The sequence below is a fragment of the Streptomyces sp. NPDC030245 genome (assembly GCF_055572995.1).
Window position 1 is genome coordinate 53,570 of sequence record NZ_JBVICF010000020.1, and the last position, 19,259, is coordinate 72,828.

The following is a 19,259-nucleotide window of genomic DNA, read 5'->3' on the forward strand; positions in this document are numbered from 1 at the left end:
ACGGCGCAGTCTTCATGTCTTGGCTTGAATCCTTCATCCTCGGGCTCGTCCAGGGGCTGACCGAGTTCCTCCCGATCTCCTCCAGCGCGCATCTGCGGCTGACCGCGGCGTTCGCCGGCTGGCACGACCCCGGCGCCGCGTTCACGGCGATCACGCAGATCGGCACCGAGACCGCCGTGCTGATCTACTTCCGCAAGGACATCGCTCGGATCCTGTCGGCGTGGTTCGGCTCGCTCTTCGGCAAGGTGCCGCGTTCGGACCACGACGCGCAGATGGGCTGGCTGGTCATCGTCGGCTCGATCCCGATCGGTGTCCTCGGCGTCACGTTCAAGGACCAGATCGAGGGCCCGTTCCGCGATCTGCGGCTGATCGCCACCACGCTGATCGTGATGGGCATCGTCCTCGGCGTCGCCGACCGCCTGGCGGCCCGCGACGAGACGGGCGGCAGGCACCGTGCCGTCCGTGAGCGCAAGAGCCTCAAGGAACTCGGTGTCAGGGACGGTCTCATCTTCGGCGTCTGCCAGGCGATGGCCCTGATCCCCGGTGTCTCGCGCTCCGGCGCCACCATCAGTGGCGGCCTCCTCATGGGCTACACCCGCGAGGCCGCGGCCCGCTACTCGTTCCTCCTCGCCATCCCCGCCGTCCTGGCCTCCGGCGCCTTCGAACTGAAGGACGCGGGCGAGGGCCACGTCTCCTGGGGCCCGACGATCTTCGCCACGATCATCGCCTTCGTGGTCGGCTACGCGGTCATCGCCTGGTTCATGAAATTCATCACCACGAAGAGCTTCATGCCGTTCGTCTACTACCGGATCGTGCTCGGCATCGTGCTGATCGTGCTGGTCGGCATGGGTGTGCTGAGTCCGCATGCGGGGGAATCGGCGGGGTGAGGGGCTGGACTCGTCTGGACATCACGCTCAGTACGGTGCAAGCCGTGTTCCGGGGCTGTCAGGGGCCCGGGACGGCACGGCCGAAGAAGAGTGAGGCGTCCTGAACCGTTAGGTCAATGACGACGGTGAACGCGTCGACCTCACGACGAGCCGTCCGGTCCCGCCGGACGCGGCTCGGAGCAGATCGGCGTGTGCCACTGGTCCGCAGTCGGCGACTCGTACGGTCTCGCCGCGCGCTGGGCCGGACGGCTGCCGGGCCACTATGCCCCGCGGGAGGCTGCGCTCGTCGCGTACGGTCACGTGCTCTTCGAGGAGTCGGCCGACTACCTGGGGGGCGGCAGTAAATGATCCAGCGCGGTGGCGCGGAGGACTCACCGAAGGGGAGCGCCCATGTGGTCCACTCTGATCGCGGTGTTCGGCACGCTCGCCGGCGCCGCCCTGGCCAGCCTCACCGCGCACTGGACGGACCGCCGCGCCCGCGCCGCCGAGCACCGCCAACGAGTCCTCGACGCCACCGCGCAGCTGCTCGCCGCCTCCCTGGAGTACCGCGAGATCTACTGGCTTCAGATCGCCGACCTGCGCGAGGGCGTGGCCCTCACCAGGGACGGTCGGGCCGCCCTGTTCAGGGCTCGCTCGGCCGTCACCGCGGCCTTCGACCGCCTCGCGCTGCTCACCACCGACCGCGAGCTCACGGATACCGCGGTCGAGGCCGCATGGTCGGCCATCGAGCTGAGCGACATCCCCCTCGGTGACGTGCACGCGGAGCGCTTCAGCGACGACGTGGAGGCCGCTCTTGCCGCCGGCCGGGAGCGGAGTCGGGACGCGCACACCGCACTGCGCGACGCAGCCAGGGCCCGTAGCTGGTAACCCGCCTTGAACCCGCCTATGCGTCGGCCACTCCCGCTCCCTCCGGCTCTGCGGGAGCAGGCACGGTGCCTTCTTCCGCGCTCGCGAGCGAACTGCCGGGCGGCAGGCCGATGGGCGACGGCCGCTCCGTTGTCCAGGATTAGCGATGGCGGTCCGGCGTCGGCGCAACAGCCACGTGGCGCGCGGCGGACCCCGACACCTGGGGGACATGGGTGAGTTGCAACCGTCTGGTGAGCCATCGGCTGGTAACTCATTCGGCTCCGCGGCGGACGGCCTTCGGCTGCCGGGACGCCGAGCGAGATCAGCACACTCGCCGCAATCCGCAGCCCAGCACCCTATGGGGGGTGGCCGGCTGGTGTCGGCGAGCGGGCAGATCCTCGGGCTCGCGCACTCGGAGGCCGACGTAACGGAGTTACTGCGCTGTGCGGGACTTCCGGCGCAGGCCCCGGCAGGGCTCCCGGCGGCGGGTTCGTCCTTGCGGTGGGCAGGCACAATGGGTGGGTGGATGTGGACGAGGTCGCGGGTGGGGGCGGGGGAGAGATGGACGGTGGGGGTGGTGAGGAAGCGGTGCCCGTGATGCGGGAGGTTGATCACGGGGTCGCCAAGCTCATGCCCGACATCGACCGCCCGCAGGCCTGGCTGCTCACGGTCGACGGGGCGCCGCAGTCGTACGTCGATCTGGACGAGCCCACGCACCTGGAGTTCGAGTACGCGCGTCGGCTCGCCCACGTCCTGGACACCGCGGCCGAACCGGGTGCCCCGCTCGACGTCGTCCACCTCGGCGGCGGCGCCCTCACCCTGCCCCGCTATCTCGCCGCCACCCGCCCCGGCTCCCGGCAGCACGTGGTCGAGGCGGACCGGGGGCTGCTCCGGCTCGTGGCGGAGCGGCTGCCGTGGGGCGCGGCGGCGGGGATCGGCGTGCACGGCGCGGACGCCAGGGAGTGGCTCGACGCGGCACCGGACTCCAGTGCCGACATCGTCGTCGCCGACGTCTTCGGCGGCTCACGCGTGCCCGCCCACCTCACCACGGTCGCGTACGCGCGGACCGCCGCCAGGGTGCTGCGCCCGGACGGGCACTACATCGCGAACCTCGCCGACGGGGCGCCCTTCGCGTTCCTCCGCTCCCAACTGGCCACCTTCGCCGAGGTGTTCGCCGAGCTCGCGCTGATCGCGGAGCCGTCCGTGCTGCGCGGGCGCCGCTTCGGCAACGCGGTGCTGATCGCCGCACACCGGCCTGTCGACGTCGCCGCGCTGGCCCGCCGTACCGCGTCCGACGTCTTTCCCGCCAGGGTCGAGCACGGCGACACGCTGCGCCGCTTCATCGGGGACGCGCGGCCGGTGCGTGACGAGGACGCGGTCCCCTCACCCGAGCCGCCCGACGGCGCCTTCTCCATCGGCTGACGGGTCGGCGGCCCCGCGCGACACGGGCTTCGCGGAGGCGACCACCTCCGTCGTACGCCGTGTCAGGTTCCGTACGTCGGGGACGAACAGGACGGCCGCCGTCACCACGACCACCAGCGCGGCGCAGCCCCACAGCGACGCGGACCGGCCGAAGGCGGACTCCGCGGGACCGGCGAGCGCCGTGGCCAGCGGCACCATCGCGATCGAGCCGAACCAGTCGTAGGCGGCGACGCGCGACAGCTTCTCCTCCGGGATCTCCTGGTGCATCGCGGTCATCCAGGAGACGCCGAACACCTCGATCGCCAGCCCGCTGACGAACATCACCGCGACGAGACCCGGCACGGGCAACGGCACCGCCAGCGCCGCCGAAGGGGCGGCAAGCGGGAAGACGCAGAGGGTGCCCGCGAGCAGCAGCCGCCGGGGCTTCCACCGCGTCATCAGGAACGCCCCGCCGACCGTGCCCGCCCCGAACGCGCCGAGCGCCAGCCCCCACGGCCCCGCGCCGCCCAGTTCGTCCCGCGCCACCAGCGGTCCGAACACCGACTCGGCGGCCCCGACCACCGCCACCACCACCGAGAACTGCGCCACGATCGACCACAGCCAGGGGCGGCCCGTGAACTCCCGCCAGCCGTCCCGCAGATCGGCGACGAGCCCCTCGCCGGGCGTGCGTTCCGGGATGTGGCTGACGTCGAGGAACGAGCGCAGCGCCCCCGCGACCGCGAACGCCGCCGCGTCCACGGCGAGCACCCAGCCCGGACCGATCGCCGCGACCATCAGGCCGCCGAGCGCTGCCCCGCCGAGCCCCGCGCCCTGCATCGCCATGCGGTACATAGCGAAGGCCTTGCCGGCCTGCTCACCGCTGACCGACGACATCAGCATGCCTTCGGCCGCGGGGCCGAAGAAGGCCTGGCCGACGCCGCCGAGCCCGGTGAGGAGCATCATCTGCCACAGCTGGGGTTCGCCCGCGAGGACGAGAACGGCGAAGGCCGCCTGCGACACGCAGTTGAGGGCGTTGGCCGCGACCATGACGCGGTGCCGCGGCAGCCGGTCGGCGACGGCGCCGCCGATGAGCAGGAACAGGACGAGCGGCAGCGTCCGCGCGGCGGCCACGAGCCCGACGTCCCCGCCGTCGCCGCCCGCGTCCAGAACCGCGAACGCCGCCGCGATCAACGCCCCGTGGCTTCCGAGGTTCGTCACGATCGCGGCGGCGGTCAGCAGTGTGTAGTTGCGGCCCGCCCAGGAGGGGCGGGAGCGTCTGGAGGGGCCGGAGCGTCTGGTGGGGGCGGGAGTCGTCATCCCGGGACTGTCACCGGCAAGACGCCCACTTGGCAAATCGTTTTGGCGGTCCTTCGGCGGTCCTTCGGCGGCCCGTCGGCGCCCCGGGTCCCCGGTCCCTCGGGTCCCAGGTGCCCGGCCCTCAAGCCCGTGGCTCAGACTCCTCGGACGTCGCCTCGCTCCACCGGACGGTGCTGAGGATCTTCTTCACCGTGGCGTCGGGGACCTCGTCCTTGACGCCCTTGGCGCCGTAGAGAGTCCAGGCCACGTACTCGCCGGCCTCGTTCTTGAAGCCGAACGTGGTGGCCTTGCCGTCGGAGTCGCACTTGGCCGACGTGGCGGCGCCGGACGTCGTCGACGTGGCGACGCTGCCCTTGATGCCGGACTTGGTGGTGAAGTCCTCGATCTTGCCTATCTTGATCTTCTTCTTGTCGGCCTTAGTCTGCTCGGTGTAGCCGCCGAAGACCCACCAGGCCGAGTCGTTGCGCGCGATGTCCTTGGTGTTCTTGGCGCCGTTCTGGCCCTTCGTGCCGACCGCGGCGAGCGAGGTGTCGTCGGGCTCGCCGTCCTTGTCGTCGTCGGACGTGCACCACTTGTCCTTGAGGATCGCGGGCGCGGACATACCGATGATCGTCTTCGCGCCGTCGTCCTTGCGGTCGTCGAAGCCGATGAAGGTGTCCGGCGTCTTGACCTCCCAGTCCGGCGGGACGTCGAACGCGGTGCCCCACTTGGGGTTCACGACGACCTGCCAGCCGTCGATCATCGGCTTGTCGTCGTCGCCCTCGCCGCGCGCGTTCCCGTCGTCGCTCGCCGTCGGGCTCGGCTTCTTCGACGCGGACTTCGAGGGCTTCGCGGGACCCGCCTCGTCGCTCTTGTCGTCGTCACCGCCGAAGACCAGGAAACCGGTGACACCGGCGGCCACCACCACGGCGAGCGCGGCGACGATGGCCGTCACCTTCGTCTTGTTGCCGCCGCCACCGCCCGGCCCGCCGGCGCCCTGGACGCCGCCTGTCTGCTGCGGCGGCACGGGCGGCGGTGTCGGAGCCGCCCAGTGCGACTGCTCGGGCTGCGAGTAGCCGCCCGAGTGCGGTTGCTGGCCGCCACCCAGCGGCTGCTGGTAGCCCCCCGCAGGCTGCTGGTAGCCCCCCGCGGGCTGCTGCTGGTATCCCGGCTGCTGATACGGGTTCGGCTGCTGGTACCCCGGCTGCTGATACGGGTTCTGACTCTGGTCCTGCGGGTTCTGCTCGCCCCCGGGCGGCTGCTTTTCTGGCCACATGGCCAGTAACCATAGAGGTGCCGGGGGGCGCGGTGCCATGCGCGCCCCCCGCGGGTATGGGTGCCGGGTCGCCGGGGGAGGGGAGAAGCCGTGGGGAAAGCGGAGGAAAGCCTCAGGATTCCGTCGGTTCTCCGTGGGTGCGCACCGTGCTGAGGATCTTCATCACGGTCTTCTCCGGTATCTCGTCCCGCACGCCCGTGGCTCCGTAGAGGCTCCAGGCGACGTAGTCACCGGCGGAGTTCTTGAAGCCGAACGTGATCGCCTTGCCGTCCGTGGCGCACTTGCCCTTCTGTGGCGTGTCGGTGGACCTGGCGCGGGCGATGCTGCCTTTGATGCCGGACTTCGTGGTGTACGGCTGGGCCTTCTCGTCGGAGGTGAAGCTCTTCTTGTCCGGCTGGGTGTAGCCGGCGTACACCCACCAGCCCACCTGGTTGACCGCGACCTCGTCGGTGTTCTTCGCGCCCTTGGCGCCCTTCGTGCCCACGGCGGCGAGCTCGTGGTCCTCGGTCCTGCCGTCCTTGTCGTCGTCGGTGACGCACCACTTGGACCGCAGGTACGCGGGCGCCGACATGGTCATCAGCGGCTTGCCCGTCTTCACGTCCTCGAAGGCGATCGCCGAGCCGGGGTTCTGCACCTCCCACTCGGGCGGCACGTCGAAGGCGGTCCCCCACCGGGGGTTCACCACGACGTGCCAGCCCTTGATGGTCGGCTTCGGGCCGTTGTCCGTACCGCGCTCGCTGTCGTCGCCGTCGTCCACGGCGGGGCTCGGCTTCCCGGAGCCGGCCCGCGCGGGGGCGTCGGCCTTGGTGTCCTTGTCGTCCCCCCCGCCGCCGAGCACCAGGAATCCGGTCACACCGGCGGCCACGACCACGGCGGCCGCCAGCACGATCGAGACGATCTTGACCTTGTCGCGACCGCCCGCCGCGGGCCGCGCGGGCTGTGGGGGCGACGGGAGCTGCGCGGGCTGCGTGGGCTGCGCGGGTTGCTGGTAGGGGTTCGGGGCCTGGTATCCCGGCTGCTGATACGGGTTGGGCTGCTGGTATCCCGGCTGGTGGTACGGGTTCTGACTCTGGTCCTGCGGGTTCTGCTCGCCCCCGGGCGGCTGCTGTCCTGGCCACATGGCCGGACACGATACGGGGCGCTGTCGAGCAAGATCACAGCCGCCCCTGACACGTATCCCGCCCCTGACACGTGTCCTGCCCCTGACACGTGGCGGGCCCGGTCTCCTGGCGGCGTTCAGTCCGCGACGGGCTCGTACAGACGTACCGTCGCGAGGATCTTCTTCACCGTCGTGTCCGGCAGCTCGTCCTCGACGCCCTTCGCGCCGTGGAAGGACCAGGAGGCGAAGCGCCCTTCAGGAGTCCTGAAGGCGAACACCGTGGCCTTGCCGTCCGAGTCGCACTTGTCCTGCTTGTCGGCTCCGGACGAACTGGCGCTCACCAGGCTGCCCTTGAGGCCGGACTTGGTGGTGTACGCCTCGGTCGGCCCCGTCGTGACCTTCTTCCTGTCGGGCTGCGTGTACACGCCGTACACCCAGTTGGTCGCGTCGTGCCGTGCGGCCTGCTCGGCGCTCTTCACGCCGTGCCCGCCACGCGTGCCCGCGGCCGCCAGGCTCGTGTAGTCCTTCGTGCCGTCCTTGTCGTCGTCGCTCGCGCACCACTTCTCCTTGAAGTAGGCGGGCGCGGCGTACGCGGCGAGGAACGGCGCCGCGTCGTCCTCGGCGTCCTTGTCCTCCACGACACCGCCGGCCCAGTCCCGCGACTCCAGGGACCATTCGGCGGGCACGTCGAAGGCGATGCCGAGCTTGGGATTGACGACGACCTTCCAGTGGGGGACGGTCGGCTCGGGCATGCCGTCCCCGGTGCGGGGGTTCGAGTCGTCGGAGGCGGCCGGTTCCGGCGAGGCGCTGGACTTCGCCGGGCCGGGCTGCGCGGTGTCGTCCTTGCCGCCGCCGAGGAGCAGGGCGCCGGCCACGCCCGCGGCGATCACGACGGCGCCGGCCGCGACGAGGGCGATCACCTTGGTGCGGTTGCCGCTGCCGGTTCCCTTGCCGTCGCCGCCGCTGTTTCCCCCACCGCTAGCGCTGTGGGCGCCGGGCGCGGTCGGAGCGTTCCAGGGGGCCTGCTGCCCGTACGGGTGCGGCTGCTGATATCCCGGCTGCCGGTACGGGTTCTGACTCTGGTCCAGCCCCTGGTTCTGCGCCTGGTCGTGCTCGTTCTGCTCGCCCCCGGGCGGCTGCTGTCCTGGCCACATGGGCGTCAACGATAGGTGACGGTGATCCACGCGGAGGCAGGTCCTGGTCAAGGGACGCTACTCGTGGGTAACATCGCATGCCATGAGCGCAGAACAGATGTCGATCGGCGAGATGCTCGCCGCCACGGTTCCGATGGCCCGCACCTTGAACCTCGAATTCCGGGAGACCGCGCCGGACAAGGCCGTGGTGGCCCTGCCCGACCAGAGCGAGTACCACAACCACGTCGGCGGCCCGCACGCCGGCGCCATGTTCACGCTGGGCGAGTCCGCGAGCGGGGCCATCGTCCTCGCCGCGTTCGGCGCGGAGCTCTCACGGGCCGTGCCGCTCGCCGTCAGCGCCGAGATCGCGTACAAGAAGCTGGCCATGGGGCCGGTGACCGCCACGGCGACCCTCGGCCGCCCGGCCGCCGACGTGATCGCCGAGCTCGACGCGGGCGAGCGCCCCGAGTTCCCGGTCGCCATCGAGATCCGGCGCGAGGACGGCGCCGTGACCGGCGAGATGACGGTGGTGTGGACCCTGCGGCCCAACAGCTGACGGGCCTCGGACGCCCTCCGGAACACCGTCACGCCCCCTGGCTCCCGGCCCCGTGCCGCCAGGGGGTGCTCTGCGTCTCGCGGGCCCCGTCTCACCCGGATGGGGCCCGCGCTTTTCTGTTCAACTTATTGACACGAGTCATCGCCGGTCATAGTTTTCCCGCCGCCACACGTGGTGCCTAACGGTGTGTCAAGTCCCCTCTGCCGCATAGTGCGTTCAAAGGGCGAACAGCGACCCGCCACTGGCACGTGTACACGCTTCGCTCCGCACAGTCGTGTTCCGCACAGCCGTGTTCGCGCACAGTCGGTGCGTGCGCAGTCGGTTCGTGCGCAAAAGGCAGAGAAGGAAGTGACGGCTCATGTCCGACTCCGTGTCCCGGCGCTCAGTCCTCGGACTGGTCGGCGGTGCGATCACCGTGGCGGCCGCGGCCACCGCCGGTGTGGCGGCCCCCTCGCACGCGGCGCAGGCGGCGGCGCACTCGGCGGCCCGCGCCCGGCAGGGTTCCCTGGCCGGGGCCCGTGTCGAATCGCTCGTCCGCAGGCTCACCCTCGACGAGAAGACCTCCCTGCTGCACGGCGCGACCGACCCCAAGGGTCTCGGCCAGGCGGGGTACGTGCCCGGGGTGCCGCGCCTCGGCATCCCGCCGCTGCGGCTCGCCGACGGCCCCGCGGGCGTCCGTGTCGCGGCCCGCGCCACCGCACTGCCCGCCCCCGTCATGCTCGCCGCCGCCTTCGACCCCGCGCTCGCCCGCCGGTACGGTCGGGTCATCGGCCGCGAGGGGCGCGCACTCGGGCAGGACGTGCTGCTCTCGCCGATGGTCAACCTCATCCGCACCCCGTACGCGGGCCGCAACTTCGAGACCTTCGGCGAGGACCCGCTGCTCGCCGCCGACATGGTCTCCGAGGAGATCAGGGGCATCCAGGGCGAAGGGCTCATCGCCACCGTCAAGCACTTCGCCCTGAACAACCAGGAGAAGGACCGCGAGTCCATCGACGTGCGTGCCGACGAGCGGACCATGCACGAGACGGAGCTGCGCGGGTTCGAGGCGGCCGCCGCCGCGGGCACCGGCGCCTTCATGGGCGCGTACAACAAGGTCAACGGCGTCTTCGCCTGCGAGAACAAGACGCTGCTCAGCGACATCCTGCGTGGGCGGTGGGGGTTCGAGGGGTGGGTGATGACCGACTGGCACGCGCAGCACAGCACCGTCACCGCCCTCGCCGCCGGGCTCGACATGGAGATGCCCGACGGCTCCTACTTCGGGACCGCGCTGAAGAGGGCCGTGCGGTCCGGCAGCGTGCCCGAGTGGCAGGTCGACCGCTCGGTCCGCCGGATCCTCGGCGTCATGGAACGGTTCGGACTGCTCGACGCGCGGGTGCCGCCGCGGCCGCGCCGCGACCCCGAGGCGGGGAAGGCGGTCGCCCTCGACGTCGCCAAGGCGGGTGCCACGCTGCTGTGGAACCAGGGCGGAGCGCTGCCCCTGCAAGGCCGCGCCGCCCGCAGTATCGCCGTCATCGGGCCCACGGGCCGGCACCCGTTCGTCAGCGGCGGCGGCAGCGCACACGTCGTCCCCGACCGGGCGGCGAGCCCCCTCGACGCCATCACCGCGAGGGCCGGGCGCGGCGCCGACGTCACGTACGCGCTGGGAGAGGACCTCTACGGCAAGGCGATCCCGCGGGGCGCGCTCAGGCCCGGCATCGACGCGGAGGGGCAGCGGGTCGCCGCGGGGGAGACGTGGACGTACGAGGGGAAGCTGACCCTCGACGAGTCCGACGTATCTGATGTTTCCGATGACTCCGATGACTCCGATGACTCCGATGAGTCCGGTGAGCCCGCCGAGTCCGATGCGTCCGACGAGTGGACGCTTGTCCTTCACTATTCGGGTGAGCGGCCGGAAGTGCGGCTGGACGGCAAGGAGCTCTACCCGAAGCTGCCCGGCGTCGCCGAGTTCTTCTCCGGCGGCCTCGTCTCCACCGCGCCCGACGGCCTCAACGTGCGCCGCGCGACGCTCAAGCTGACCCGCGGCGCGCACCGGCTGAGGATCAGCGCGAAGGGCGGCGATCAAGGGCAGACCTTCCGGCTGCGGCGTGTCACGCGCGCCACCCGCGCGGCCGACGTCGCGGAAGCGGTGCGGGCGGCGCGCGGCGCGCACAGCGTCGTCCTCTTCGCGTACGAGGACGCGACCGAGGGCCAGGACCGCACGACCATCGCGCTGCCCGGCCACCAGGAGGCGCTGATCAGGGCCGTGACCGCCGCCAACCCGCGGACCACCGTGGTCCTGAACACGTCGTCGGCCACCTCCATGCCGTGGCTGCGGCGGACCGCCGCCGTGGTGCAGATGTACTACCCCGGGCAGGAGGGCGCGGCCGCCACCGCCGCCGTCCTGTTCGGCGACTGCGACCCCGGCGGCCGGCTCACCCAGACCTTCCCGGTGGACAACGACCACCATCCGATGGCCGGGAACCCGCGCCGCTATCCGGGGACCGGCGGCGTCGAGGAGTACTCGGAGGGCGTCCACGTCGGGTACCGCTGGTACGACGCCGAAGGGGTACGGCCGCTCTTCCCCTTCGGGCACGGGCTCTCCTACACCACCTTCGCCTACGAGGACCTGGCGGTCCGCGGGGCGGGGCGGGACGTGGACGTCAGCTTCACCGTGTGCAACACCGGCGGGCGCGCCGGTGTCACCGTCGCGCAGGTGTACGTCGGCCCTTCCCCCGACCTGGACCTGAGCCAGGCCGAGCGGGTGCTCGGCGGCTACCGGCGGGTCGAGCTGCGCGCGGGGGAGCGGCGGCGCGTCACCGTGCGCGTCGACCGGCGGACCCTCTCGGCGTGGGACGTCGAGCGCCACGACTGGGTGCTCGGCACGGGCCGGCGGACCGTTCAAGTGGGAACATCAGCACGTGACTTGACCCTCTCCACGACCACCGTCATCAAGGGAGCCGGTTCATGAGGAAAAGGTCCACGATGAAGATGAAGAGGTGCACGACGCAGAGGAGACGCGGGCGGGGTGCTCGCAGTCGGATACGCCGCGCCGCGTCGCTCGTCGCAGCCCTGGCGGCCGGCGCCGCGGTCTCGCTGGTCCCGCTCCCGTCCGCGCAGGCCGCGACCGCGCAGGCCGCGACCGCGCAGGCCGCGACCGCGCAGGCGACGGCCGCGCAGGCGACGGCCGCGCAGGCGACGGCCGCGCAGGCCGCCGCGGGGCAGTCTGCGGCGGGGCAGGGCACGCCCGGCCCGGCCACCACGGGCCAGGCCACCACACCCCCGCCCGCCCCGTACAGCCCCCTCGTGCGCACCACCGCCGGCTGGGTGCGGGGTGAAACCACCGCCGAGGGGCGGCAGTTCCTGGGCATCCCCTATGCCCGGCAGCCCGTCGGTGCCCTTCGATGGAAGGAGCCGCGGCCCGTGAAGGCCTGGGACGGGGTGCGGCGGGCGACCTCGTTCGGGAATCGGTGCGTGCAGGCGTCCAGTTGGGACCCGGGATACGAGAACCCCAGCCACACCGAGGACTGCCTCGGCGTCAACGTCTACGTGCCGAAGGGGCAGGCGGCGAAGCAGCGGCCCGTGATGGTGTGGCTGCACGGCGGCGGGCTGGTCGCGGGCGCGGGCGAGGACATCGTGCCCGACACCTTCGCCCGCCGGACCGGCACGGTCGTCGTGACCGTCAACTACCGCCTCGGCGCCATGGGGTTCCTCGCCGGTGCAGACCTCGACGGCGAGGCGTCCGACGGCGTGTCCGGCAACTACGGGCTGCTCGACCAGCAGGCCGCGCTGCGCTGGGTGCGCGCCAACATCGGCCGGTTCGGTGGTGACCCGCGCCGCGTCACCATCGCGGGCGAGTCCGCTGGTGGCCGCTCCGTCTGCACGCTGCTCGCCTCGCCCACCGCGCGCGGCCTGTTCCGCGCGGGCATCGTCCAGAGCGGCGCGTACGGCGACTGCGCGGGCCGCGACCGCGCGCGGGCCGCCGCCGACGGCGCGGCGTTCGCGAAGAAGGCGGGCTGCCCCGACCCGCGGACCGCCCTCGCCTGTCTGCGCGGCAAGTCCGCGAAGGACATCCTCGCCGCACAGGCCGGCTTCGACTGGGGATCGGTCGTCGGCGGCGCGTTCCTGCCGGTCCAGCCCGAGAAGGCGTACGAGAAGGGGACCGCGGCCCGCGTGCCGGTGCTGAACGGCGCGAACAGCGACGAAGGCACCCTCTTCGCCTTCGCCCAGTTCGACGGCCAGGGCAGACCGCTCACCGCCGAGCGGTACCCCGGCGCGCTCACCGACGCGTACGGGCCCGAGCTGGGCGCCCGGGTCCTGAAGACGTATCCGCTCGACGCGTACGCCTCACCCAGGCACGCGTACGCCGCGGCCCTCGGCGACCGGCTGTTCGCCTGCACGGCACTGCGCATGAACACGGCGCTCGCGCACCGCGGACCCGTCTACGCCTACGAGTTCGCGGACCGCACCTCGCCGCCCTTCGCCTCGCTCCGGAAGCTGGACACGGACTTCGACTTCGGCGCGACGCACGTCAACGAGGTGCAGTACCTCTTCAAGCACTTCGGACTGGTCTCGCCGCTCGACGCCGGACAGCGGGCGCTCGCGGACCAGATGGTCCAGTACTGGGGCTCCTTCATCCGTGGCGGAGTGCCACGCGCCGACGGCGGGCCCGCAGCTCCCGACCAGCGCACCCGGCCCGGGCAGGTGCTCTCCTTGCGCACCGCGTCCGCCGGCGGCACCACGATCAGCACGACGGTGCGCGACGAACACCGGTGCGACCTCTGGGACACCGTCCCCGCCGGGTGATCCCGGGCCGGTGATCCCTTCCGGGTAGGCTGCCCGGCGTGCGTGGCCGAGAGGCGCGCACGCCGGGCACAGACACTTGAACCACGGAAGGAACCGGCGTTGCACGTCCAGGAGTGGCTGGAGCACGTCCCAGCCGTCAGCATCTACGCGCTGGTGGGCCTTGTCATCGGACTGGAGAGCCTGGGCATCCCACTGCCCGGTGAGATCGTCCTGGTCTCCGCGGCGCTCCTCTCCTCCCAGCACGGCGACATCAACCCGGTGATCCTCGGGGCGTGCGCCACCGCGGGCGCCATCATCGGCGACTCCATCGGCTACGCCATCGGACGCAAGGGCGGCCGCCCGCTCCTCGCCTGGCTCGAACGGAAATTCCCCAAACACTTCGGTGCCGCCAACGTGGCGACCGCCGAGCGGTCCTTCCAGAAGTGGGGCATGTGGGCGGTCTTCTTCGGCCGCTTCATCGCCCTGCTGCGCATCTTCGCCGGGCCGCTCGCGGGCGTCCTGCGCATGCCGTACTGGAAGTTCCTGATCGCCAACGTCCTCGGCGGCATCGTCTGGGCGGGCGGCACCACCGCCGTCATCTACTACATCGGCGTGGTCGCCGAGGACTGGCTCAAGCGGTTCTCGTACGTGGGACTCGGCATCGCCGTGCTGATCGGTGTCGGCTCGATGCTGTTCGTCAAGCAGCGGGCCAAGAAGGCGGCGGCCGAAGCGGAAGCGGAAGCGACGGCGAAAGCGGAGGCGGCGGCCGCGGAGCCGGCCGCGCCCGCCACTGCCGTCGAGCCGCGGCCGGTCCCGGTCGCGGACTGACTCACTCCGCGGCGTGGGCCTCCCGGTGGGCCCTGGCCAGCTCGACGTACATCGTGCCGTTGAGCGAGATGCCCTCGCGCTCCTCGTCGGTGAGCGGCCTGCGCACCTTGGCGGGCACGCCCGCGACGAGCGAGCCCGGGGGCACCCGCATGCCCTGCGGCACCAGGGCCTGCGCGGCGACCAGGGACCCCGCGCCGATCACCGCGCCGTTGAGGACGGTGGCGCCCATGCCGATGAGGCAGTCGTCCTCGACGGTGCAGCCGTGCAGCACGGCGTTGTGCCCGACCGAGACGCGCTCGCCGATCGTGATGGGGAAGCCCGGGTCGACGTGGAGGCTGCAATTGTCCTGGATGTTGCTGTCGGTCCCCACGGCGATCGGCCCGCAGTCGGCCCGCAGCACCGCGCCGTACCAGGTGCTCGCCCCGGCGTGCAGCGTCACCTCGCCGAGCACGACGGACGTCGGCGCGGTGAAGGCGTCCGGGTCTATCTTCGGGGCCTTGCCGCCGATGCCGGTGATGAGTGCCTCGTGGCCCATCGGATGTCTCCCTCTTCGGTACGTCGTCACGCCTCACGGCACCGTACGGGACACCGCGGTCCGTGCCGCCGCGTGGGGTGAAGATCACAGGCCAGGGGCGCGCGGGCCCCGATGCCACTGAGTAACGTGAGCGCGTGCCGAAGAACAGGAACACGTTCTCATCGCTTGCCGCCGTGCCGCGCAGGATCGCGCAGCGCGCCGTCCACGCGGGCTGGGACTGGGTGCAGCGCACCGGCGCCGTCACGGCCGCGCACCCCGGACGGCTGCGGTTCGGCGCGATGGGCGAGGGCACGAAGCTCGCCTTCCCGCAGGGCACGGTCTTCGGCGAGCCGTGGATCAGGATCGGCGACCACTGCATCGTGGGTCAGCACGTCACCCTCACGGCGGGGATGATGCCGGACCTCGACCTCGGGCCCGACCCGATCCTCCGCATCGGCAACGGCGTCGTGCTCGGCCGCGGCAGCCACGTCATCGCGGACACGACGGTGACGATCGGCGACGACTGCTACTTCGGCCCCTATGTGTACGTGACCTCCACCAACCACTCGTACGACGACCCGCACACCCCCATAGGCAAGCAGTGGCCCCGCATGGACCCGGTCGAGATCGGCCCCGGCTGCTGGGTCGGCACGGGCGCGGTGATCCTGCCGGGGGCCAGGATCGGCCGCAATGTGGTGGTCGCCGCGGGCGCGGTCGTCCGGGGCGAGGTGCCGGACCACGCCGTGGTGGCGGGGGCGCCCGCGCGGGTCGTGCGGACCTGGGACGCGGAGCAGGGGTGGCAGCCACCGCTGCGCACGCCCGCGCCGGTGCCGATTCCCGACGGGGTCACGCCGGAACAGCTGATCGCGCTGGGCGAGTTGGGCGAGGCCTGAGAAACGCCGGGCACGGGTGGGCCTCCCAGTACAGTGTGGTGGACCATCCGGGCTCGTCGGGTGCACCGCACGGCAGAACGCAGAGCCCGGAACGCAGCACCCAGAACATGGACGGGAATGTGTCGGACCTCGATCAGCTGACCCAGTCGCTCGCGCGCAACCTCAAGCGGTGGCGCAACGAGAGGGGCTTCACCCTCGACGCCCTGGCGGCCCGCGCCGGCGTCAGCCGCGGCATGATCATCCAGATCGAGCAGGCCAGGACCAACCCGAGCGTCGGCACCACGGTGAAGCTCGCGGACGCGCTGGGCGTCAGCATCACCACGCTCCTCGACTACGAACAGGGTTCACACGTCCGCCTCGTGCCGCCGGAGCAGGCGGTGCGCATGTGGTCCACGGACGCGGGCAGCAGCACCACCCTCCTCGTGGGCGCGGAGGCGCGCGGCCCCTTCGAACTGTGGTCCTGGCACCTGATGCCGGGCGAGGGCAACGACTCCGACGCGCACCCGCCGGGCACCATCGAGCTGCTGCACGTCTCGCAGGGTGAGCTGACCCTCCTCGTGGACGGCGCCGAGCACGCCGTGCCGGCGGGGACGGCCGCCACCTTCGAGGCCAACGTGCCGCACGGCTACCACAACCGGGGTGCCGAGCCCGTGGAGATGACCATGTCGGTGTCGGTGCCGCCGGCCCACGCGGGCTCCTACTGAAGGCTGTCGGCCCGCCGCTCCCGCGGGGCTGTTAGCGTGCCGCCATGCGTGCTCCCCTCGGTGAATTCGACGTCGTCAGCCCCGCGCCCGAAGCCCTTGACCTGCTCGTGCCGCCCGTCGCGGACGCCGTGCGCGGCTGGCAGGGCCCCGTGCCGGCCGACGAGCTGATCCACGTCGACACCGACCCGCGGTGGGCCGACACCGCCACCTTCCTGGAGCACTACGGCCCCGGGCTCCTGTCCCAGTCGGCCAACTGCGTCGTCGTGGCGGGCAGGCGCGGCGGCGAGACCACGCTCGCGGCCTGCGTCGTCCTGTCCGGTACGCGCGTCGACGTGAACGGTGTCGTGCGCCGCCGACTCGGCGCGCGCAAGGCCTCGTTCGCACCGATGGAGACGGCCACGGGCGAGACCGGCATGGAGTACGGCGGCATCACGCCGATCGGGCTGCCCGCCGCGTGGCCGCTGCTGGTCGACGCAGCCGTCGCCGATCTGCCGTACGTCCTGGTGGGCAGCGGCAGCCGGCGCGGCAAACTCATCGTGCCGGGCAAGGTGTTCGCCGGGCTGCCGAACGCGGTCGTGCTCGAAGGGCTCGGCGTCGCCGTCGAGGGCTGACGGGTGCCGCGCGGCGGCTCACGGCTCCAGGCCGCCGCGCGCCACCAGCTGACGGGCGATCACATTGCGCTGGATCTCGTTGGTGCCCTCGCCGACGACCATCAACGGCGCGTCGCGGAAGTAGCGTTCGACGTCGAACTCCGTCGAGTACCCGTGGCCGCCGTGGATGCGGACCGCGTCCAGGGTGATCCGCACGGCCGTCTCCGAGGCGAAGAGCTTGGCCATGCCCGCCTCCATGTCCACGCGCCGCCCCGCGTCCGCCTCGCGGGCCGCGTGCAGGGTGAGCTGGCGGGCCGCCGTGAGCGAAGTGGCCATGTCCGCCAGGTAGTTGCCGATGGACTGGTGCCGCCAGATCGGCACGCCGAACGACTCGCGCTCCTGTGCGTAGCGCAGCGCGTCCTCGAACGCGGCGCGGGCCACTCCCAGCGCGCGGGCCGCCACCTGTAGCCGCCCGGTCTCCAGCCCCTTCATCATCTGCCCGAACCCGTCCCCCTCGACACCGCCGAGCAGCGCGTCCGCGGGAGCGCGGTAGCCGAGGAAGGACAGCTCGCAGCTCTCCACGCCCTTGTAGCCGAGCTTCGGCAGGTCGCGCGAGACCGTCAGCCCCGGGCCGTGCTCGACGAGCAGCACGGAAATGCCCCGGTGCCGGGGTTCGGCGTCCGGGTCGGTCTTGCAGAGCAGCGCGATCAGCTGTGAGCGACGAGAGTTGGTGATCCACGTCTTCGCGCCGTCGACGACGTACCCGCCGCCGTCGTCGTGCCGCGCGACCGTGCGCAGCGCCTGGAGGTCCGAACCCCCGCCCGGTTCGGTCAGCGCCATCGTGGCGCGCACCTCGCCGGTGGCCATGCGCGGCAGCCAGCGGCGCCGCTGCTGCGGGGTGCCGAAGAGCAGCAGCAGCTTGGCGACGACCGTGTGCCCGCCCATCGCACCCGCGAGGCTCATCCAGCCGCGCGCCAGCTCCTCGGTGACCAGGACGTAGCACGGGGTGGAGACGGGGGTCCCGCCGTACTCCTCGGGGACGGCGAGCCCGAAGGCGCCGAGCTCCTTCATGCCGTCGATGAGGGCGGCCGGATAGGTGTCGGTGTGCTCCAACTCCCTTGCGGCGGGCCTGACCTCGCGGTCGACGAACTCGCGCACGGTCGTGACGACCAGCCGCTCGGCGGGGGAGAGGGTGTCCAGGGCGCTCACCGGCAGACTCCCGCCGCGCGCAGCCGGGCGATGTCGTCGGGGCCGCGGCCCAGCTCGGCGAGGATCGCGTCGGTGTGCTCGCCCGCCGCGGGCACCGGGTCCATGCGCGGAGCGACCCCGGAGAGCATGGCGGGCGGCAGCAGTGCCTGCACGGGCTCGGACGTGCCCGGCACCCTGATGTCCCGCCAGCGGCCGCGCTCGGTGAGCACCGGGTGGGTCAGGAAGTCGTGGACCGAATTGACCCCGGCGTTCGCGATGCCCGCGCGGTCGAGCAGCTTCATGGCCTCGTCGCTGCCGAGCTCCGCAAAGCGTACGGAGATGATTGCGTCCAGCGCCTCGCGGTGCGCCACACGGTCGGACCCGGTGGCGAAGCGCGGATCGCCGGCCAGCTCGGGCCGCCCGATGAACTCCGCGCACAGGGCGGCCCATTCGCGTTCGTTCTGCACCGACAGCAGCACGTCCTTGCCGTCGGCCGCGGTGAACGGGCCGTACGGCGCGACCGTCGCGTGGCGGGCGCCGACGCGGGGCGGCTGGGTGCCGCCGTACCGCGTGTAGTAGGCGGGCTGGCCCATCCATTCGGCGAGCGCGTCGAAGAGCGACACCTCGACGGCCGGCGCACGCCCCGTCGTCGCCCGCGTGAACAGCGCCGACAGGATGCCGCTGTACGCGTACATCCCGCCCGCGATGTCCGCGACCGAGATGCCGACGCGGGCGGCCTCACCCGGGGTGCCGGTCAGCTGGAGCAGCCCGGTCTGGCACTGCACGAGCAGGTCGTACGCCTTGCGGTCCGCCCAGGGACCGTCCGTGCCGTAACCACTGACGGTGCACGGGATCAGCGTCGGGTGGCGGTCCTGAAGCTCGTCCGCGCCCAGGCCCAGGCGGGCGGCGGCGCCCGGGGCGAGGTTCTGCACGAACACGTCCGCGCCCGCGAGCAGCTCCTCCAGGATCTCCCGGCCGCGCTCCGACTTGAGGTCGAGGGTGAGCGACTCCTTGGACCGGTTCAGCCAGACGAAGTAGCTGGCCTGGCCGTGCACGGTGGTGTCGTAACGGCGGGCGAAGTCGCCGCCGCCGGGGCGCTCGACCTTGATGACCCGCGCCCCGAGGTCGGCGAGCTGACGGGTGGCGAAGGGCGCGGCGACAGCCTGCTCCAGGCTGACGACGGTGATGCCCGCGAGGGGGAGGGGAGGTGGCATGCCGCGTTTGTACGGGCAAAGGTGGGGTGGGTCAATGGGGCGCCGGTGCGGGGCGTGCGGGGTGGCCCGTTCC

General features: G+C 72.2%; 18 protein-coding genes. 11 read left to right on the top strand and 7 right to left on the bottom strand.

The features are described 5' to 3' along the window. Positions 1-14: 14 nt before the first annotated feature. From ACZ4Z4_RS37650 to ACZ4Z4_RS37665, 4 genes are all read left to right on the top strand, one after another. Entirely contained in the window at positions 15-887 is an 873-nt protein-coding gene (locus ACZ4Z4_RS37650) for an undecaprenyl-diphosphate phosphatase (RefSeq protein ID WP_468338174.1), read from the top strand. A 189-nt stretch (positions 888-1,076) separates the two neighbouring features. Beyond that, positions 1,077-1,235, top strand: coding sequence for a hypothetical protein (locus ACZ4Z4_RS37655; RefSeq protein WP_468338177.1), 159 nt, complete (start codon positions 1,077-1,079; stop codon positions 1,233-1,235). Positions 1,236-1,277: 42 nt separating this feature from the next. Continuing rightward, positions 1,278-1,754 (top strand): hypothetical protein, encoded by a 477-nt coding sequence (locus ACZ4Z4_RS37660; RefSeq protein WP_468338180.1) that lies wholly within the window; start codon positions 1,278-1,280, stop codon positions 1,752-1,754. A 540-nt stretch (positions 1,755-2,294) separates the two neighbouring features. Beyond that, positions 2,295-3,155, top strand: a complete 861-nt coding sequence (locus ACZ4Z4_RS37665) for a spermidine synthase (protein WP_468338338.1) — start codon at positions 2,295-2,297, stop codon at positions 3,153-3,155. Here ACZ4Z4_RS37665 and ACZ4Z4_RS37670 read toward each other — a convergent pair. From ACZ4Z4_RS37670 to ACZ4Z4_RS37685, 4 genes are all read right to left on the bottom strand, one after another. Further along, a complete protein-coding gene (locus tag ACZ4Z4_RS37670; RefSeq protein WP_468338183.1) occupies positions 3,117-4,451 on the bottom strand; it encodes an MFS transporter in 1,335 nt (444 codons plus the stop codon). The two genes, ACZ4Z4_RS37665 and ACZ4Z4_RS37670, sit on opposite strands and share 39 nt — an antisense overlap. A 121-nt stretch (positions 4,452-4,572) precedes the next feature. Continuing rightward, entirely contained in the window at positions 4,573-5,706 is a 1,134-nt protein-coding gene (locus tag ACZ4Z4_RS37675) for a DUF8017 domain-containing protein (protein ID WP_468338186.1), read from the bottom strand. Between the two features lie 112 nt (positions 5,707-5,818). Next, on the bottom strand, positions 5,819-6,826 hold the full coding sequence (locus ACZ4Z4_RS37680) for a DUF8017 domain-containing protein (RefSeq protein ID WP_468338189.1): 1,008 nt from the start codon (positions 6,824-6,826) through the stop codon (positions 5,819-5,821). 116 nt (positions 6,827-6,942) lie between these two features. Then, positions 6,943-7,959 carry a DUF8017 domain-containing protein gene (locus ACZ4Z4_RS37685; protein ID WP_468338192.1) on the bottom strand — a complete coding sequence of 339 codons (1,017 nt, stop codon included), beginning with the start codon at positions 7,957-7,959 and terminating at the stop codon, positions 6,943-6,945. Positions 7,960-8,041: 82 nt separating this feature from the next. Here ACZ4Z4_RS37685 and ACZ4Z4_RS37690 point away from each other — a divergent pair, with 82 nt between their 5' ends. The 4 genes from ACZ4Z4_RS37690 to ACZ4Z4_RS37705 all read left to right on the top strand — a co-directional run bounded on the left by ACZ4Z4_RS37690 (position 8,042) and on the right by ACZ4Z4_RS37705 (position 14,083). Next, a complete protein-coding gene (locus ACZ4Z4_RS37690) occupies positions 8,042-8,494 on the top strand; it encodes a DUF4442 domain-containing protein (protein WP_468338195.1) in 453 nt (150 codons plus the stop codon). A 358-nt stretch (positions 8,495-8,852) separates the two neighbouring features. Then, entirely contained in the window at positions 8,853-11,441 is a 2,589-nt protein-coding gene (locus ACZ4Z4_RS37695; protein WP_468338198.1) for a beta-glucosidase, read from the top strand. A gap of 14 nt (positions 11,442-11,455) precedes the next feature. Beyond that, the gene (locus tag ACZ4Z4_RS37700; protein ID WP_468338201.1) at positions 11,456-13,276 is read left to right on the top strand and encodes a carboxylesterase/lipase family protein; all 1,821 of its coding nucleotides are present in this window, start codon (positions 11,456-11,458) and stop codon (positions 13,274-13,276) included. Positions 13,277-13,375: 99 nt separating this feature from the next. Further along, entirely contained in the window at positions 13,376-14,083 is a 708-nt protein-coding gene (locus tag ACZ4Z4_RS37705; protein WP_468338204.1) for a DedA family protein, read from the top strand. Position 14,084: 1 nt separating this feature from the next. Here ACZ4Z4_RS37705 and ACZ4Z4_RS37710 read toward each other — a convergent pair whose 3' ends face one another. Continuing rightward, complete coding sequence (locus ACZ4Z4_RS37710; RefSeq protein WP_468338207.1) at positions 14,085-14,618, bottom strand: gamma carbonic anhydrase family protein; 534 nt, start codon at positions 14,616-14,618, stop codon at positions 14,085-14,087. A 134-nt stretch (positions 14,619-14,752) separates the two neighbouring features. Between ACZ4Z4_RS37710 and ACZ4Z4_RS37715 the strand changes: the two genes are divergently transcribed. The 3 genes from ACZ4Z4_RS37715 to ACZ4Z4_RS37725 all read left to right on the top strand — a co-directional run bounded on the left by ACZ4Z4_RS37715 (position 14,753) and on the right by ACZ4Z4_RS37725 (position 16,805). After that, a complete protein-coding gene (locus tag ACZ4Z4_RS37715; protein ID WP_468338210.1) occupies positions 14,753-15,490 on the top strand; it encodes an acyltransferase in 738 nt (245 codons plus the stop codon). Between the two features lie 119 nt (positions 15,491-15,609). Further along, entirely contained in the window at positions 15,610-16,194 is a 585-nt protein-coding gene (locus tag ACZ4Z4_RS37720; RefSeq protein ID WP_468338213.1) for a helix-turn-helix domain-containing protein, read from the top strand. A 44-nt stretch (positions 16,195-16,238) separates the two neighbouring features. After that, the gene (locus tag ACZ4Z4_RS37725) at positions 16,239-16,805 is read left to right on the top strand and encodes a YbaK/EbsC family protein (RefSeq protein ID WP_468338216.1); all 567 of its coding nucleotides are present in this window, start codon (positions 16,239-16,241) and stop codon (positions 16,803-16,805) included. Between the two features lie 18 nt (positions 16,806-16,823). Here ACZ4Z4_RS37725 and ACZ4Z4_RS37730 read toward each other — a convergent pair whose 3' ends face one another. Together ACZ4Z4_RS37730 and ACZ4Z4_RS37735 are read right to left on the bottom strand one after the other, a co-directional pair. After that, positions 16,824-17,993 carry an acyl-CoA dehydrogenase family protein gene (locus ACZ4Z4_RS37730; RefSeq protein WP_468338219.1) on the bottom strand — a complete coding sequence of 390 codons (1,170 nt, stop codon included), beginning with the start codon at positions 17,991-17,993 and terminating at the stop codon, positions 16,824-16,826. Beyond that, on the bottom strand, positions 17,990-19,186 hold the full coding sequence (locus ACZ4Z4_RS37735; protein WP_468338222.1) for a CaiB/BaiF CoA transferase family protein: 1,197 nt from the start codon (positions 19,184-19,186) through the stop codon (positions 17,990-17,992). Before ACZ4Z4_RS37735 ends, ACZ4Z4_RS37730 begins: the two co-directional genes overlap by 4 nt. Between the last annotated feature and the right edge of the window lie 73 nt (positions 19,187-19,259).